This window comes from Aequorivita sp. CRS11, from assembly GCF_059693805.1.
In genome coordinates, this window is the sequence record NZ_JCATIG010000004.1 from 403488 (window position 1) to 418332 (window position 14845).

General features: G+C 38.7%; 14 protein-coding genes and 2 tRNA genes. 6 read left to right on the forward strand and 10 right to left on the reverse strand.

Annotation, left to right across the window (positions count from 1 at the left end):
- Positions 1 to 106: 106 nt before the first annotated feature.
- The 3 genes from AC58DT_RS10495 to AC58DT_RS10505 all read right to left on the reverse strand — a co-directional run bounded on the left by AC58DT_RS10495 (position 107) and on the right by AC58DT_RS10505 (position 1553).
- Positions 107 to 188 (reverse strand) — tRNA-Leu (locus AC58DT_RS10495).
- A gap of 178 nt (positions 189 to 366) precedes the next feature.
- A complete protein-coding gene (locus AC58DT_RS10500) occupies positions 367 to 861 on the reverse strand; it encodes a hypothetical protein (protein WP_497216777.1) in 495 nt (164 codons plus the stop codon).
- Positions 861 to 1553: an aspartyl/asparaginyl beta-hydroxylase domain-containing protein gene (locus AC58DT_RS10505; RefSeq protein WP_497216778.1), complete on the reverse strand. Its 693-nt coding sequence runs from the start codon at positions 1551 to 1553 to the stop codon at positions 861 to 863. Before AC58DT_RS10505 ends, AC58DT_RS10500 begins: the two co-directional genes overlap by 1 nt.
- Before the next feature lie 71 nt (positions 1554 to 1624).
- Between AC58DT_RS10505 and AC58DT_RS10510 the strand changes: the two genes are divergently transcribed.
- The 3 genes from AC58DT_RS10510 (at position 1625) to AC58DT_RS10520 (ending at position 6675) form a co-directional block, all read left to right on the forward strand.
- Entirely contained in the window at positions 1625 to 3013 is a 1389-nt protein-coding gene (locus tag AC58DT_RS10510; protein WP_497216779.1) for a dipeptidase, read from the forward strand.
- A gap of 132 nt (positions 3014 to 3145) precedes the next feature.
- Positions 3146 to 4927: a TPR end-of-group domain-containing protein gene (locus AC58DT_RS10515; RefSeq protein WP_497216780.1), complete on the forward strand. Its 1782-nt coding sequence runs from the start codon at positions 3146 to 3148 to the stop codon at positions 4925 to 4927.
- Positions 4924 to 6675 (forward strand): tetratricopeptide repeat protein, encoded by a 1752-nt coding sequence (locus AC58DT_RS10520; RefSeq protein ID WP_497216781.1) that lies wholly within the window; start codon positions 4924 to 4926, stop codon positions 6673 to 6675. The genes AC58DT_RS10515 and AC58DT_RS10520 overlap by 4 nt, the downstream gene beginning before the upstream one ends.
- Before the next feature lies 1 nt (position 6676).
- Here AC58DT_RS10520 and AC58DT_RS10525 read toward each other — a convergent pair whose 3' ends face one another.
- Positions 6677 to 7252, reverse strand: a complete 576-nt coding sequence (locus AC58DT_RS10525) for a PhnA domain-containing protein (RefSeq protein WP_497216782.1) — start codon at positions 7250 to 7252, stop codon at positions 6677 to 6679.
- Positions 7253 to 7429: 177 nt separating this feature from the next.
- Between AC58DT_RS10525 and AC58DT_RS10530 the strand changes: the two genes are divergently transcribed.
- Together AC58DT_RS10530 and AC58DT_RS10535 are read left to right on the forward strand one after the other, a co-directional pair.
- Positions 7430 to 7795, forward strand: coding sequence for a BlaI/MecI/CopY family transcriptional regulator (locus tag AC58DT_RS10530; protein ID WP_497216851.1), 366 nt, complete (start codon positions 7430 to 7432; stop codon positions 7793 to 7795).
- A 2-nt stretch (positions 7796 to 7797) separates the two neighbouring features.
- Entirely contained in the window at positions 7798 to 9666 is a 1869-nt protein-coding gene (locus AC58DT_RS10535) for a M56 family metallopeptidase (protein WP_497216783.1), read from the forward strand.
- 76 nt (positions 9667 to 9742) lie between these two features.
- Here the strand turns inward: AC58DT_RS10535 and AC58DT_RS10540 are convergent, their stop codons facing one another.
- The 4 genes from AC58DT_RS10540 to AC58DT_RS10555 form a co-directional block, all read right to left on the reverse strand.
- Positions 9743 to 11677, reverse strand: coding sequence for a M1 family metallopeptidase (locus AC58DT_RS10540; RefSeq protein ID WP_497216784.1), 1935 nt, complete (start codon positions 11675 to 11677; stop codon positions 9743 to 9745).
- 180 nt (positions 11678 to 11857) lie between these two features.
- Positions 11858 to 12112, reverse strand: coding sequence for a GIY-YIG nuclease family protein (locus AC58DT_RS10545; protein WP_497216785.1), 255 nt, complete (start codon positions 12110 to 12112; stop codon positions 11858 to 11860).
- A 101-nt stretch (positions 12113 to 12213) separates the two neighbouring features.
- Positions 12214 to 12468 carry a GIY-YIG nuclease family protein gene (locus AC58DT_RS10550; RefSeq protein WP_045079100.1) on the reverse strand — a complete coding sequence of 85 codons (255 nt, stop codon included), beginning with the start codon at positions 12466 to 12468 and terminating at the stop codon, positions 12214 to 12216.
- 46 nt (positions 12469 to 12514) lie between these two features.
- Positions 12515 to 12587: transfer RNA gene (locus AC58DT_RS10555), tRNA-Met, on the reverse strand.
- A gap of 114 nt (positions 12588 to 12701) precedes the next feature.
- Here AC58DT_RS10555 and AC58DT_RS10560 point away from each other — a divergent pair.
- On the forward strand, positions 12702 to 14249 hold the full coding sequence (locus tag AC58DT_RS10560) for an AsmA family protein (RefSeq protein ID WP_497216786.1): 1548 nt from the start codon (positions 12702 to 12704) through the stop codon (positions 14247 to 14249).
- 8 nt (positions 14250 to 14257) lie between these two features.
- Here the strand turns inward: AC58DT_RS10560 and AC58DT_RS10565 are convergent, their stop codons facing one another.
- Both AC58DT_RS10565 and AC58DT_RS10570 read right to left on the reverse strand, forming a co-directional pair.
- Positions 14258 to 14611, reverse strand: a complete 354-nt coding sequence (locus tag AC58DT_RS10565) for a SpoIIAA family protein (protein ID WP_062623071.1) — start codon at positions 14609 to 14611, stop codon at positions 14258 to 14260.
- A gap of 46 nt (positions 14612 to 14657) precedes the next feature.
- The gene (locus AC58DT_RS10570) at positions 14658 to 14840 is read right to left on the reverse strand and encodes a CPXCG motif-containing cysteine-rich protein (protein ID WP_497216787.1); all 183 of its coding nucleotides are present in this window, start codon (positions 14838 to 14840) and stop codon (positions 14658 to 14660) included.
- Positions 14841 to 14845: the final 5 nt, after the last annotated feature.

A 14845-nucleotide genomic window follows, 5' to 3' on the forward strand; every position in this document is an offset into this window, starting at 1 on the left:
TGAAAAAAGGTAAAATGTTGTACCTATGTTGTACCCAAGGTCAAAAATCGTGAAGAAAATCCCATTTTTTAAAATGAAAAAGCCGAAGATTTCTCTTCGGCTTTTGTGCGGATGACAGGAATCGAACCTGCACACCTCGCGGCATCAGATCCTAAGTCTGACGTGTCTACCAGTTCCACCACATCCGCATTTTAAATATTTTAACACTTTTTTTTAGGTTAAATCCTAAGTCTAGCGTGTCTACCAATTCCACCACGCCTGCATCAAAATCCTTTACAACACTTAGGACATATTGTAAAAGGAGTGCAAATATAAATAATACTTCCAAATGATTGCCAACTTATCCTGAAATTTTTTGAAGGTTTTTTATTCGCGAAGCCAAACCTTCATTTTTGGAAAGGGGTATCCGCCTTCAACGTCGGTCATTCCCATCCATTGCAGCAATGGAAGCCCAATGTAGTTTTCACTTACAAATTGTTCCCGCAACCATTCCGCTTCGCCTTTGTAACCGTCCTCGTGAAAAACAATTTCGGGAGCCAAGCCTATATTCTTTGCAGCAGCGTAAGACCATAACAGCACTGCCATTTCCTCACCGGCTTTTTCTGCATTATTTTCAATTACGTTATCGTTTAAAACCTCTCGCTCTTCTGATTTTGTTACCGCAATATGTCCCGCTTCGTGCACTAAATCGCCAGGGTATTTAAGCTTTTGCAAATCAATTTGCAGGACGCCATTTTTAATTTGGATACCGGGCAAAAAGGTTTCTGTTTCAATTTCGGTGAAATTATATTGAATGGAAATTTCATCAAAAAACTGAAAAATCTGTTCCAAAACCGAGTCGCGTTCTTTCCCCTGTTCCATTAAAACTCCTTTTGTAATTGCAGTATCATTTCCCTGGAAATTTCGGTATCCATCAATTTCAATTGTTCAATCATTTGCAATTTTGTTTCTCGGGAATATTCAGGTTGGACGTTTTCAGCTTCAAAATTATAGCCACTTTCCGCAAATAATTTATCAGACCAATCATTGCGCAAACAGTCCATCACCAAGTGGATTCTATCAGTTTTTCCTTCGTTGCGAACGCTGTGTGGCAAGTTGAAATTGCCGTACCAACATTCTTCGGGAAGCATTTTTACTTCTTCATGATTGACAAAAAAATGAACCCCTTCATTCGTAATAATTGGAATGTGAATCCTGAAAATCCCATCTTCATAGCCCAAATTATAATCCGTGTGCTCTTTAATAATGCTGCCAGGTTTTAAATTTAAAAGTCTGATTGATATCTTTTCGCATTCAAAAGAATCGATAATTGCTTTGAAATAGGTACATTTTTGAAGCAGCTCCGTGTCTCTATATTTTTTTTCGGTTTGTGGAAGCGCAAAAATATTGTTCATTTCGCCATTTTGGGAACGCAGCGAGATTGAGGTCCAATCTCCGGAATAATCATTTTTGTTGAAGTGTGAAGTGAATTCATACTTTTTACATACCTCCAAATCCTTAAGAAGTTTTTCTTCCGAAAAGTGAAAAGGCAATTTCAAAAAAGCAGTTTTCATAAAATGAAAGCGTTGGTTCACCTGCCAAATTACGGCATTTTTAGTACTTTTAGAAAAAATAATATATCAGAATGAAAAGTGCTAAAACTTATATTGAAAAAAACAAAGAACGGTTTTTGGATGAATTGATCGAACTGTTGAAAATACCTTCCATCAGCGCCGATTCAGCTTACAAAAAAGACGTTTTAAAAACTGCGGAAGCCGTAAAAAAGCAACTTGCAAAAGCGGGATGCGATTCGGTGGAAATCTGTGAAACGCCGGGTTACCCTATTGTTTACGGCGAAAAGATAATTGATAAAAAACTGCCGACCATTTTGGTTTACGGCCATTACGACGTGCAACCGCCAGATCCGTTAAATTTGTGGGACAGTCCGCCGTTTGAGCCGGTCATCAAAAAAACAAAATTGCATCCCGAAGGCGCCATTTTTGCACGTGGAAGTTGTGACGACAAAGGCCAAATGTATATGCACGTAAAGGCTTTGGAGTATATGACCAAAACCGACCAATTGCCCTGCAACGTAAAATTTATGATTGAAGGTGAGGAAGAAGTTGGCAGTAGTAGTTTGGGGTGGTTCGTCAGCAAAAACAAAAAGAAATTGGCCAACGATGTTATCTTGATTAGTGACACGGGAATGATTGCGAAAGATGTACCGTCAATAACCACAGGCCTTCGCGGCTTAAGTTATGTGGAAGTGGAAGTTACCGGCCCAAATCGTGATCTGCACAGTGGTTTGTACGGTGGTGCAGTGGCCAACCCGATAAACGTTTTAACAAAAATGATTGCCTCGCTTCACGATAAAAACAATCATATTACCATTCCCGGATTTTATGATGATGTGGAAAAACTTTCCAAAAAAGAACGCGAGAAAATGGCGGAAGCACCCTTCAGCCTTGAAAATTATAAGAAAGCTTTGGACATTGACGCTGTTTATGGCGAAAAGGGATATTCCACCAACGAACGCAATAGTATCCGCCCCACATTGGACGTAAACGGCATTTGGGGCGGCTACATAGGCGAAGGAGCCAAAACGGTAATTGCAAGTAAAGCTTTTGCAAAAATTAGTATGCGTTTGGTACCAAACCAAGATTGGAAAAAGATTACGGAACTATTTACTAAACATTTTGAGAGCATTGCTCCGGAAGGCGTGCGCGTAAAAGTAAAACCGCATCATGGCGGGCAGGCGTATGTTACGCCGATTGACAGTTTGGGCTATAAAGCCGCTGAAAAAGCGTACGAAGAAACTTTTGGAAAAACCCCAATTCCGCAGCGAAGTGGCGGAAGTATTCCAATTGTAGCATTGTTTGAAAAGGAACTGAAAAGCAAAACCATATTAATGGGCTTTGGATTGGACAGCGATGCCATCCACTCGCCCAACGAACATTTTGGGATTTGGAACTATTTAAAAGGGATTGAAACCATTCCGCAGTTTTATCACTATTTCACCGAATTGAGCAAGTAATTTTCATATAAGCCAAGTTTCATTTAAAGGCATTTTAAAATCCCCTGATTGCATCCCCAAAAGTGTAACTACTGATAATCAATAAATTCGCTACCTTTAGGATTCAATATAGCTAACCAAATATTTTGAGTTGTGAAGAGGGGCAAAAGTTTCTGGGATGAACTAAAGCGACGCAATGTAATAAAGGGGGCCATTTCATATATAGTGGTGTCATGGCTCCTTATTCGCATTGCTGCACTGTTGAAGGATATTACGGAAATGCCACTTTGGATTTCCAAAAGCTTATTTTACCTGCTTTTGATAGGTTTTCCCATATATTTATTGCTTACTTGGATTTTTGAATTTACACCAACTGGTTTAAAGCGAACCAGTAAAGTAGCCGAATCTGCTTCCATCCGAAAAAAGACTGGAAAAAAACTCAATAAAATTATAATTGGAATATTAGTGCTTATTCTTGTTGTTCTGGTTATTGACAGGTTTATTATAACCGATAAAAAACGTGAAAATACTTTTGCCACCCCTGCAATAGCAATGAATTCCAAAACCATTGCGGTACTTCCATTTGAGGATTTTTCTGAGAAAAACGACAACGAATATTTTGCGGATGGGCTTACAGAAGAACTTCTGAATTTATTATCGCAGATCAAAAATCTGAAAGTTACTTCCCGCACCTCAACCTTTTCGTTTAAAGATTCAGAACTCCAGATTCCTGAAATTGCAGAAAAACTAAACGTTACGTATGTCTTGGAAGGTAGCGTGCGCAAATCTGGAAACCTACTTCGTATTACCGCACAGCTTATTGAAGCAAAAGAAGATAAGCACCTATGGTCTGAAACGTATGATAGAAATATGGATAACATATTTGCAATACAGGACGAGGTCTCAGAAGCCGTGGTAAAAGCACTGGAGCTAAATCTGCTGGATTCAAAACCGCTTCCGAAGTCCAAAAAAACCAATCCCGAAGCCTATAAACTTTATTTGCAGGCCGTGCACGCATATAATTTTTCCAGCGATGAACAGAAACTGGTAGAAGCTGTTGCTCTAGCCAAACAAGCACTGGAAATGGACAGTAAGTACGTGCCGGCCTGGCTGCTGCTTTCAAGAGTGTATGAAACCCAGGCCAACAATGGAACCCTAGGTTTTAAGCAGGGCTATACTTTAGCAAAGGATGCTGCAAAAAAAGTATTGGAAATAGACCCCGAAAATGCATTGGCCTATGCATATTTGGCAGATTATGAATTAAGCTATGACTGGAATTTTACCAAAGCCCAACAATTAAATGCAATAGCCCTAAAACTGGACGGCTCTAATCCCGAAATAATAAGCCTTACATCTACGCTTGCACTGGCTTTGGGCAAGGTGGATAGTGCCGTTAGACTTCAGGAATATTCAGCAAGTTTAGACCCCCTAAATCCCGACTCCTATTATCAGTTGATGAATGCATATTATTGCGCAGACCAGTTAGACAAAGCCGTGGCAGCTTCCAAAAAGTGTATAGAATTACAGCCCAATCGCTATGCCGTGCATTATTATTACGCGCGTATCTTATTGCAGCAAAACAGAACTGAAGCCGCTTTGGAAGCTATTAAAAGAGAAGAAGATGAAGGATGGAGCCTGCAAATTTATGCCGACATATATTATAAATTGGGCGATATGGAAAAATCTAATGCCTATATGCAGGAACTTATTGCAAAATACACTAATGATATGGCCTATCAAATTGCAGAAAGCTATTCCTTTAGAAATGATACCGAAAATGCTTTTAAATGGTTGGATAAGGCATACGAAGTACACGATGTGGGATTGAACGAAGTCTTGTCTGAACCTCGCTTTAGAAATCTGCACAACGATAAAAGATGGCAAAAATTTATTGACAAAATGGGCTTCCCTATAACTGATAACGGCACACCATGAACCTTAATGATTTTTTTAACGAGCTAAAAAGAAGAAACGTCTTTAAAGGCACGGTTTCATATTTGGTATTTTCTTGGGTTCTGCTTCAGGTTATAGCTATACTCACCCCTATCATCAATGCTCCCGTTTGGTTTGGAAAAATGATTTTAATTATTTTGATTGTTTTGCTCCCGGTATGGGTCTGTATTTCATGGTTTTTTGAAATTACGGCAGACGGTATCAAAAAGACCAAGAATGTTCCAAAGGAAAAATCCATTGCCAAAAAAACGGGACAGAAACTCAATACCTTCATTATTGCCTTTTTAGCATTGGCGATAATTTTATTGTTTGTAGATAGGTTTCGGTTGCGATCCCAAAAAAATGAACCCACCATTGCGCTGGAGACGAATCCTGAAAAATCCATAGCTGTTTTGGCGTTTTCAGACATGTCGCCTGACAATCAGCAAGGTTATTTTGCAGATGGTTTAGCAGAAGAGGTGTTAAATTCCCTTGTTAAGATAAACGAACTGCAAGTTACTTCGCGCACATCAGCCTTTTCATTCAAAAATAAAGCAATGGGCTTGCCAGAAATAGCAAAAGCATTAAAGGTGGCATACATCCTGGAAGGCAGCGTACGCTCACAGGACAGCATTATAAGGGTAAGTGTAAACCTGGTTGAGACAAAGGGCGACAATAATATTTGGTCACAGACTTGGGAAAAAGAGTTAAAAAACATTTTTAAGATTCAAAATGAAATTGCCAAGGCAGTAGCTGAAAATCTTCAATTGCGTATTTTGGATAAAATAATTCCGAAGGTAAAAGAATCAAACACCCAAGCCTACACCTTGTTTTTGGAAGGTCGTTATATATTTCACAATAACTATGACGATTCATCTTTGCTAAAAGCTGAACAATTATTGAAAAAATCTTTGGCTATGGATTCCACATACGCTCCGGCCTTAATAACGTTGGGCAATATTTACCACACAAAAAATAATTTCGGAATTATTAATTATGAAGAAGCTAAAAAGCTAACCTATCAAGTTGCAGAAAAAGCAATAAGAGCAGACAGCACCTATGCGGAAACTTATGCCTTTCTGTCTTTATTATCTTTGGAATACGAAAATGATATTGGTAAAGCTGGAAGACTTGCTGAAAAAGCTTTGCGTTTAGAAGCCCATAATGAAACCGCTTTGCACAGGGCTTCAGAAGTAGCGCTTCTAAGGGGCAATACCGAAGAGGCCATTGCTATCCATAAAAAAGTAATTACGCTGGATCCTATAAATGCTGGTAATTATTACAGTTTAGCCAACACCTATTATATGGCGAAAAACTTCAAGGATGCCGAAATAGCCATAAAGAAATCCATTGACTTAAATCCCAATCAAGATGTTGCGTACTCATTATATGCGCTAATACTAATGAACCAGAAACGTTATAATGAAGCCTTAGAGGTCATTAAGAAAGAACCTTTGGAAGGGTTTAGGCTTCATGTAGAGGCTATAGCCTACCATTTTCTGGGTGATAAGGAAAAATCCAATTCCGCGTTGACTAAAATGATCAATGAATATGAAAAAGCATGGAGTTTTCAAATTGCGGGAACTTATGCAGTGCTCCAAGACAAAGAAAAAATGTACTATTGGTTGGAAAAAGCACGGACATACAATGATCTTGGACTCATCGAACTACCGAACGAACCTATGTTTGAAGCCTATAGGAACGAGAATCGCTTTAAGGAATTTATGAAAAAATTAGACTATAAATATTAGTCTATATTTTCTTCACAAAATCAGTAATTATCACAATCTGCTGCCCATCAACTTTGCCTTCAATGTATTTCTCGTTTTCATGATCGAGGGAAATTCTGCGCACTGCCGTGCCCTGTTTGGCTACCATACTACTTCCCTTCACTTTTAAATCTTTTATTAAAACCACAGAATCACCCGCTTCCAAAATAACGCCGTTACTGTCGCGGTGAATAACTGCATCTGCTTTTGCTTCTGCCACTCCAGCCTTAGCCCATTCTTTTGTCTCGTCTTCCAAATACATCATATCCAGCAAATCCTGCGGCCAGCCTTCAGTTTTTAATCTGTTCAACATGCGCCACGCCATAACCTGCACAGCAGGAACGGTGCTCCACATACTATCATTCAAACAGCGCCAGTGATTGGGTTCAACTTTTTCGGGATCTTCAATTTGTTCATTGCAAGTGTTGCAAATAAAAATGCTTGTTTCCGCCACATTTGTTGGAGAGCTTGGCACTTCATAAACATTTAAATTTTCTTCAGAACCGCAAAGTTCACATTTATTATCGCTTCGCTGTTGTAATTCTTTTTCTGAGATCATTTTTTTAAAATTTGTGCAAATATAAACTATTCTGCTTTGAGTTAAGTCGAGCACTTCGCCTGCGCTCAGCATGACAAGGTTGGAATTTGGAATTTGCTATTTAGAATTTTCTGACCTCTACATTTGTAGAATTAAAATTTTTGTTCTACGTTTGTAGAATACAAATATATTTCAATGATGGCTTTATCAAATTCCGAAGAACAATTAATGCAGATTTTGTGGAAGCAGGAACGCGCTTTTATGAAAGATTTAGTTGATGCGTATCCTGACCCAAAGCCAGCAACAACAACTGTTGCCACACTTTTAAAGCGAATGCAGGATAAGAAGTTTGTAGATTATAAACAACTTGGGCGCTCTCGTGAATATTTCCCATTGGTGAAAAAGAAGGATTACTTTTCAAAACACGTTAATGGGTTGATTAAAAATTTCTTCAATAATAGTCCGTCGCAGTTTGCTTCGTTTTTTACCGAAGAGACCAATCTTTCCAAAAAAGAGTTGGAAGCGCTTAAAACATTAATCGATTCTGAAATTAAAAAGAAGTAGTTATGGAACTATATTTACTGAAATCCGCAGCCATTCTTGCCGTCCTTTTCGCCTTTTATAAAGTTGCTTTGGAAAACACCTCCATGCACACTTTTAAGCGTTTTTATCTCTTCGGAAGTTTATTTGCCGCTTTTCTAATTCCGCTTATCACTTTTACCAGTTATGTGGAAGTTTCGCCCATCGTGCCCATTTATTCCGAAGTAACTCCGCAATTAAATTATACTGAAGTTGAACAAACCTTAAATTACTGGCCGTTCGTGCTTTGGGCGATTTATGGCTTGGGAGTGCTGTTTTTCAGCATTAAATTTTTCAGAAATCTTTTTGGATTAATCCAACAAATTCGGAAAAACCCAAAATATAAAAACACCCCTTTTATAAATGTGCTTTTAAAGGAAGCTATAATTCCGCACACATTTTTCAACTATATATTTCTGAACAAAAAGCAATTCGAAAACCGTGAAATACCGCAGGAAGTCATATTTCACGAAGAAACCCACGCGCGCCAGAAACACAGTTTGGACATTATTTTTGTTGAAATATTGCAGATCGTGTTTTGGTTCAATCCACTGTTCCATTTCATCAAAAAAAGCATCAAACTGAACCACGAATTTTTGGCGGACCGTGCCGTTTTGAAAGCCGGCGCAGAAACCTCAGCATATCAAAAAATACTTCTTGCATTCTCATCTCCCGATAGCTATCGGGATGCAGCTACGCCTTCACTGGCGCATTCCCTGAATTATTCATCAATCAAAAAACGATTTACCGTTATGAAAACACACACTTCAAAAAGAGCCATTTGGCTTAGAAGCTTATTGATTTTACCGTTGCTATCTGTATTAATTTATGGATTTAGCACGAAGGAAGTTTTAGCGAAGTTCTCTGAAAATAACACAACAATTATAACTGACACCATTGAGGATATAAAGATTGTTATTGATAAAGATTCTAAGCTTACTTTAAATGGAATACCCGTTGATTTTGAAAATTTAAAAAGTGAAATAAATAAACGAAATATACATTTAAGCACAGATCAAAAACAAAAATATATTTCTGGGAATGTGGGTTTTTACAACGAAAACGATAAGGATAAAGCTGAAAAGATTATAGAAATATTCTATGCCAGCAACCTTAGGAAGATTAGCATGTCCAATATAAAAAACTTAGAGGATGCAAATTTGGATACAAATGTTATAGTAAATTCATATTCTGGAAAAACTGTTACAGAAGCTGAAGTTTTATATCAAGAATACTTAAGGGATCTTGAAAAATTTAAAGCGGCAGGAACCAATGTAAAAAATGACGGAAACAATCCTTGGTCAGTTCAAATAGATGAACCTGAACAAAGAGATGAAAATACTGGAAAAATAATTCAGCAAAAAGCCACCGAAGCTGAATTGGCAGAATACAACAAATTAGCAAAAAAATATAATGCGGTGGATATTGAAAAGCGAAAAATTCCACTGAAAGATCTGAAGGTTTTAGAAACCATTTATAGAAAAATGACCGATGCGCAAAAAGCAAAAGCGCAGCCTTTTCCAGAATGTTTTCCGCCGCCTCCACCTCCTCCGCCAAAACCACCAAAAGTAAAAATGGGCGAAAAAAGTGATATTCCACCGCCGCCGCCAGCCCCAAAGGTTTCTAAAACACCATCAGCAGAAAACGGAAATTTATATATGGCTCCCGAGGCTCCGCCAGCGCCAATTGCAGACCCAGTGGAATATGTAAAGGAATTGGGGAAACGGGGAGCTACTTTTTACATAGGCCCACATAAATACAGTACAGACGAAGCGATTGAAATGGTGAAAAAAAGCACGAACGATGTTACTATAGATGTAAGCCAATATCCGATAGTTCATTTAGGCGGATGCTAAATTAATTACCAAATATTATTAAAAAAAATGCTTCCAAAATTTATAGTTTGGAAGCATTTTTTCCTTGTTGGAATTTTTAAAGTTTATTCCAAGTGTCGTTCAAAACATTTACATCGGGCAGCATTTTATTGGGATCCAAAACCACGCGCTGTACTTGTTTGGTCGTTTTTAAAAGGTGCGTCCAACTATTGCCGCGCTGCCAGATTTCAACGGGAAGCGAGATTTCTTCTTTTGAATTGTCATCATAAATCACCTGAAGCTGCACCGGCATCGGGATTTGCCCATCGTTTTCAACTGTAATCAAATAATTTCCGCTGTAAGATTTCACTTCAGAAATACCCAAATCTATGTTGCCATTACCGTAAAACCACCCTTTCCAAAACCAGGAAAGATCTTCGCCCGCAACGTTTTCCATATGGTTGAAAAAATCGTTCGGTTGCGGATGTTTATACGCCCATGTGTGAATGTAGCTTCTAAAGGCATTGTCAAAACGCTGCCCTCCCAAAATATATTCGCGAAGCAAGTAAAGACCCACTGCGGGTTTGTAATAAGCGGTATAAGCCAAATTCATTGCATTGGCCACATCAGGATAGGTATCAATGCTCTCACGGTTTTCGTACATTAAATAGCGCACTATGTTTTTCGGATTATCAGTAGTTGTTGGGAATTCACCATTGTTAAAAGCCTCGGTACTATAATGGTTTATAAAAGTGTTGAAACCCTCGTCCATCCACGGATAGCGGCGCTCGTTGCTGCCCACGATCATCGGGAACCAATTGTGCCCGAATTCGTGATCGGTAACGCCCCAAAGATCCTCGCCCTTACTTTGATAATGACAAAAACTTACACCGGGATATTCCATACCGCCCACGCTTGCCGCTACATTTATTGTATTGTGATAGGGATAAGTAAAGTATGTTTTAGAGTAAAACTCAACCGAAGCTTTTGTGAATTCCGTTGAGCGCGACCAAGCATTTTTACCGTCGCTTTCCTTTGGGTAAACTGATTGTGCCAATCCTGTTTTGCCATCGCCAAGATTCATGCGCGCTGCGTCCCAAATAAATGCTTTGGAAGCCGCCCAGGCCACATCGCGGGTGTTTTCCATTTTAAAATGCCAGGTGAGCATGCCATCGGTCTTCACAGAAGCAACAGGCTTGCCAACTTCTTCCGGCTTTATGATGTAAACGGTTTTATCGCTTTTCTCAGCTTGTGCCCAGCGGGTTTGCTGTTCTTTTGTAAGTACATCGTTGGGGTTCTGTAAAACCCCGGAACATACTATCGTTTGATTGGCTGGTGCGGTAATTTTCACGTCGTAATTTCCATATTCGCAATAGAACTCACCTGCTCCTAAATAGGGATCAGTATTCCAGCCAACCACATCATCAAAAACCGCAACTCGAGGATACCATTGCGCAATGGCGTAAATAGTTCCGTCCTTTACTTCCAGTCTGCCCATGCGGTCCATTCCTTCAACGGGAACCTTAAATTTGAAATCCATTTTTATTTCAACTCTACCTCCTTTAGCTTCCAAAGGTTTATCCAACCAAAGTTGCATACGCGTATCGGTAATTATATGTTTTGAAGAAGTTCCGGTCTTGGTTTTTGCCGAAACATTTTTCAACTCAAAACCACCTTCCACGTCGCCACTGTAACGATTGCCCTGAACTGGAGTTGTCAAAGTTCCTCGGGAGTTTTCAGTGAAACGGTTTTGTTCAAGATATAACCAAATAAAATCTAAGGTCTCCGGACTATTATTTGTGTAATATATAGTTACATTTCCTGAAACCGTGTGCGTTTTATCATCAAGCGTGGCTTCCAAATTATAATCGGCCGAGTTCTGCCAATATTCCGGCCCTGGTTTTCCCGAAGCGGTACGGTAAACATTACCTTGTCTGTATGAAAAATTATCAAAAAGATGTTGGTTGTCTTGTTTTACTTCCTGTGCAAATAATGTAAACGAGATTGTTGTGAGAAGCAGTGAAACCAAAAAACTGCAGGTGAAATATTTCATTAGTGTTCAGCTTTAAAAATAAACGGCTAATGTACTAAATGCTATGTAAAAATGCTGTTAAAGAATTGTCATTGCGGAGGTAAAAGGGCATAAAAAAAACCTCCAAAAAAAGGAGGCTTTCTTAGTAGCGGGAACAGGACTCGAACCTGTGTCCGCCGCGGCGGATATAGGCTTGACGAGCTATTCAAAATGTACGTTTTTGGCGATCCATTCCCTTCCGACGCCCGTCTTTAGGTATTTTTCAAAACACATGGCCTCATTTTTGGTCTTAAAAAAACGTACGAAGACCACGCTCCAGGGCCTATAACGGACTGTCCAACCTTTTTCCGAAAGTGCATTATGCGATTTAAAACGTTCGATCAGGTTTGAGGTATAGCCCTTATAAAGTTTTTTCGTTTTAGACGAAGCCAGTATGTAAACCACGTATTCTTCCATCTATGCAAAAAACAAAAAAGCCCCAAGTTTCCTTGGGGCTATGTTGTAGCGGGTACAGGACTCGAACCTGTTTCCGCCGCGGCGGATATGGGCTTGACGAGCTATCCAAAATGTATGTTTTTGGCGATCCATTCCCTCCCGACGCCCGTCTTGAGGTATTTTTCAAAACACATGGCCTCCTTTTTGGTCTTAAAAAAACGTACGAAGACCACGCTCCAGGGCCTATAACGGATTGTCCAACCTTTTTTCGAAAGTGCATTATGCGATTTAAAACGTTCGATCAGGTTTGAGGTATGGCCCTTATAAAGTTTTTCCGTTTTAGACGAAGCCAGTATGTAAACCACGTATTCTTCCATCTATGCAAAAAATAAAAAAGCCCCAAGTTTCCTTGGGGCTATGTTGTAGCGGGAACAGGACTCGAACCTGTGACCTTCGGGTTATGAGCCCGACGAGCTACCTACTGCTCTATCCCGCGATATGGACGGCAAAGATACGAAGCTTTTTAGAGTTTACAAGGAAGAAATACTAAATTTTTCAAAAATAAAAACCCTTTCATTTTTCGATGCCTTTCTTTACTTATATTTAAAAGATGAAAAAGAACTATAGAAAAATTATTTACGGCATTCTGGCATTGTGTGCGGTTTTCCTGATAGGAACAATAGCAGCCAATTTAATTGTTAAAAATAAGGTTGAGGATTTTATAAAGAACCGATTGCCGCAAAATATGACCAGAGCCTATGATGAAATTTCCGTAGAAACTTTTGGCGGCTCACTCTCCATCACCAATGCCTCACTTATCATTAAAGACAAAAGGAATGAGGCGCAACATACGTTTGTAAACGTCGAAAAACTTAAAATTTCCGATGTAAGCTATTGGGATTATTTAATCCACAATGAAATACACATAGAAAACATCACCCTCGAAAATCCGACGATAGCTTATTACCAAGATCGGGTCCAAAAAAGCGAAAACAGCACGGATGGCGGTCTAATTTCAATTTACAAACCAATTATAATCGACAATCTGAAAATAAACCATACCAAACTGGCCATTTTTGAAAAAGGACAGGATTCCACAAAACTCTATACCAAAGGCCTTTCCGTGGAAATTAATGGTATTAAAATAGACAACAACACCATTGCCCGAAAAATACCGCTTGATTATAAAAACTACGAGGCTAAGAGCGATACGCTTTTCGTAAAGGTAAGCGCATTTGAGAATCTGACCGTACAGGATTTTTCCATCCAAAACCGCACTGCCAATTTTAAAAATTTAGAGCTAAAAACAAAGTATTCAAAACAGGAATTGTCAAAACTGATTTCGAAAGAGCGCGATCATTATGACCTTTCAGTACCATCGCTGTCGGTAGAAGGAATTGATTTTGGTTTTAAGCAAAATCGTTTTTATGCAAAAAGTAAAAAGGTTTCCCTAACCGAACCTTCACTGGAACTATTTCGGGATAAACTGGTGGCCGATGAGACCAAGACAAAGCCTTTGTACAGCAAAATGCTTCGGGAGCTTCCATTCGCGCTCACTGTGGATTCCCTTAAAATATCGGACGCGAAAATAGTTTATGAAGAACGTCAAAATGCAGAAAACATGGGCGGCTCCATCAATTTTGAAAACTTAAATGCCGAAATGGCCAACGTGAGCAACACTTATAATAGCCCTACCAAAACAGAAATAAAAATAAAATCCAATTTTATGGAAAAAACCCCCATCACAGTAAATTGGAGTTTTGACGTTCAAAATACGGAAGACCAGTTTCAATTTAGGGCTGAAGTGGGGCAGCTTGTTGCTGAAAGGTTAAACAGTTTTACAGAACCAAATCTAAAAGTAATGCTGGAAGGTAACACCAACAAAACTTATTTTACAATTGATGGAAATAATACCAGCTCAACAATAGATATGAAAATAAACTATTCAGACTTTAAGGTAACTTTGTTGCAAAAAGACGGAAAAGAAAAAAATAAGTTTCTCTCGACGATAGCTAATATCTTTATTTCAAAAAACAGCGAGAAAAAAGATGAGTTTTACAAAGAAGGAAAAGCAAATGCCACTCGTAACAAATCTAAATCAGTTTTTAATTTTTTGTGGATAAACGTTAAGGAAGCTCTTATTAAAATTTTGATTTAAACAAAAGCTTAATGACTGATCCACTGTATAGCGTCCAGTCTTTGTTGTGTAGGGAAAATTCGAAGTTCGGCATTGAAAAAAAGCTTTTCGAGCGTACTTACAATCTGCAACCATTTACGATCCGTCACTACAGCCACTCTATCAAAACGGTTTCCGGTTTTAATTTTAAACGGTAAGCTTTTAATAACAGCTTTAAGTGAAATATCTGCATTAATAGTATCTTCTATATATAGACTCACCTTATCATAGACCTCAAGTTTATTATTTACTTCTATTTGGATTTTTTCTACTGAACCTTCATCATACGGGCCATCAACAATAAAACCAATAATATTATCTGCGAGCGTGAAAGAGGAGATCATAGGGAAGTATGTCAGGTTTGTTTCTATAAATTTATGAAATTAAAACTTACTGACCAATACTGTTCGCTGAAAAGCCAATAAGTTCGCCATCTTGAAAGGTTACTTCCAATTCAATGGGGTTGCAACAAATCTCACAATCCTCAATATATTTTTGATGCCGAACCGAAGTATCCAGCAACATCGAAATTTCTTCCCAACAATGGGGGCATTGAAAAAAGTGTTCGTACATAGCTA

Excerpts from the sequence above, each read along its gene's own strand:
- AC58DT_RS10545 (WP_497216785.1), bottom strand. The coding sequence starts at position 12,112 with ATGGAAGAATACGTGGTTTACATACTGGCTTCGTCTAAAACGAAAAAA.
- AC58DT_RS10520 (WP_497216781.1), top strand. The coding sequence starts at position 4,924 with ATGAACCTTAATGATTTTTTTAACGAGCTAAAAAGAAGAAACGTCTTT.
- AC58DT_RS10570 (WP_497216787.1), bottom strand. The coding sequence starts at position 14,840 with ATGTACGAACACTTTTTTCAATGCCCCCATTGTTGGGAAGAAATTTCG.
- AC58DT_RS10510 (WP_497216779.1), top strand. The coding sequence starts at position 1,625 with ATGAAAAGTGCTAAAACTTATATTGAAAAAAACAAAGAACGGTTTTTG.
- AC58DT_RS10560 (WP_497216786.1), top strand. The coding sequence starts at position 12,702 with ATGAAAAAGAACTATAGAAAAATTATTTACGGCATTCTGGCATTGTGT.
- AC58DT_RS10535 (WP_497216783.1), top strand. The coding sequence starts at position 7,798 with ATGGAACTATATTTACTGAAATCCGCAGCCATTCTTGCCGTCCTTTTC.
- AC58DT_RS10550 (WP_045079100.1), bottom strand. The coding sequence starts at position 12,468 with ATGGAAGAATACGTGGTTTACATACTGGCTTCGTCTAAAACGGAAAAA.
- AC58DT_RS10500 (WP_497216777.1), bottom strand. The coding sequence starts at position 861 with ATGGAACAGGGGAAAGAACGCGACTCGGTTTTGGAACAGATTTTTCAG.
- AC58DT_RS10565 (WP_062623071.1), bottom strand. The coding sequence starts at position 14,611 with ATGATCTCCTCTTTCACGCTCGCAGATAATATTATTGGTTTTATTGTT.
- AC58DT_RS10505 (WP_497216778.1), bottom strand. The coding sequence starts at position 1,553 with ATGAAAACTGCTTTTTTGAAATTGCCTTTTCACTTTTCGGAAGAAAAA.
- AC58DT_RS10525 (WP_497216782.1), bottom strand. The coding sequence starts at position 7,252 with ATGATCTCAGAAAAAGAATTACAACAGCGAAGCGATAATAAATGTGAA.
- AC58DT_RS10530 (WP_497216851.1), top strand. The coding sequence starts at position 7,430 with ATGGCTTTATCAAATTCCGAAGAACAATTAATGCAGATTTTGTGGAAG.
- AC58DT_RS10540 (WP_497216784.1), bottom strand. The coding sequence starts at position 11,677 with ATGAAATATTTCACCTGCAGTTTTTTGGTTTCACTGCTTCTCACAACA.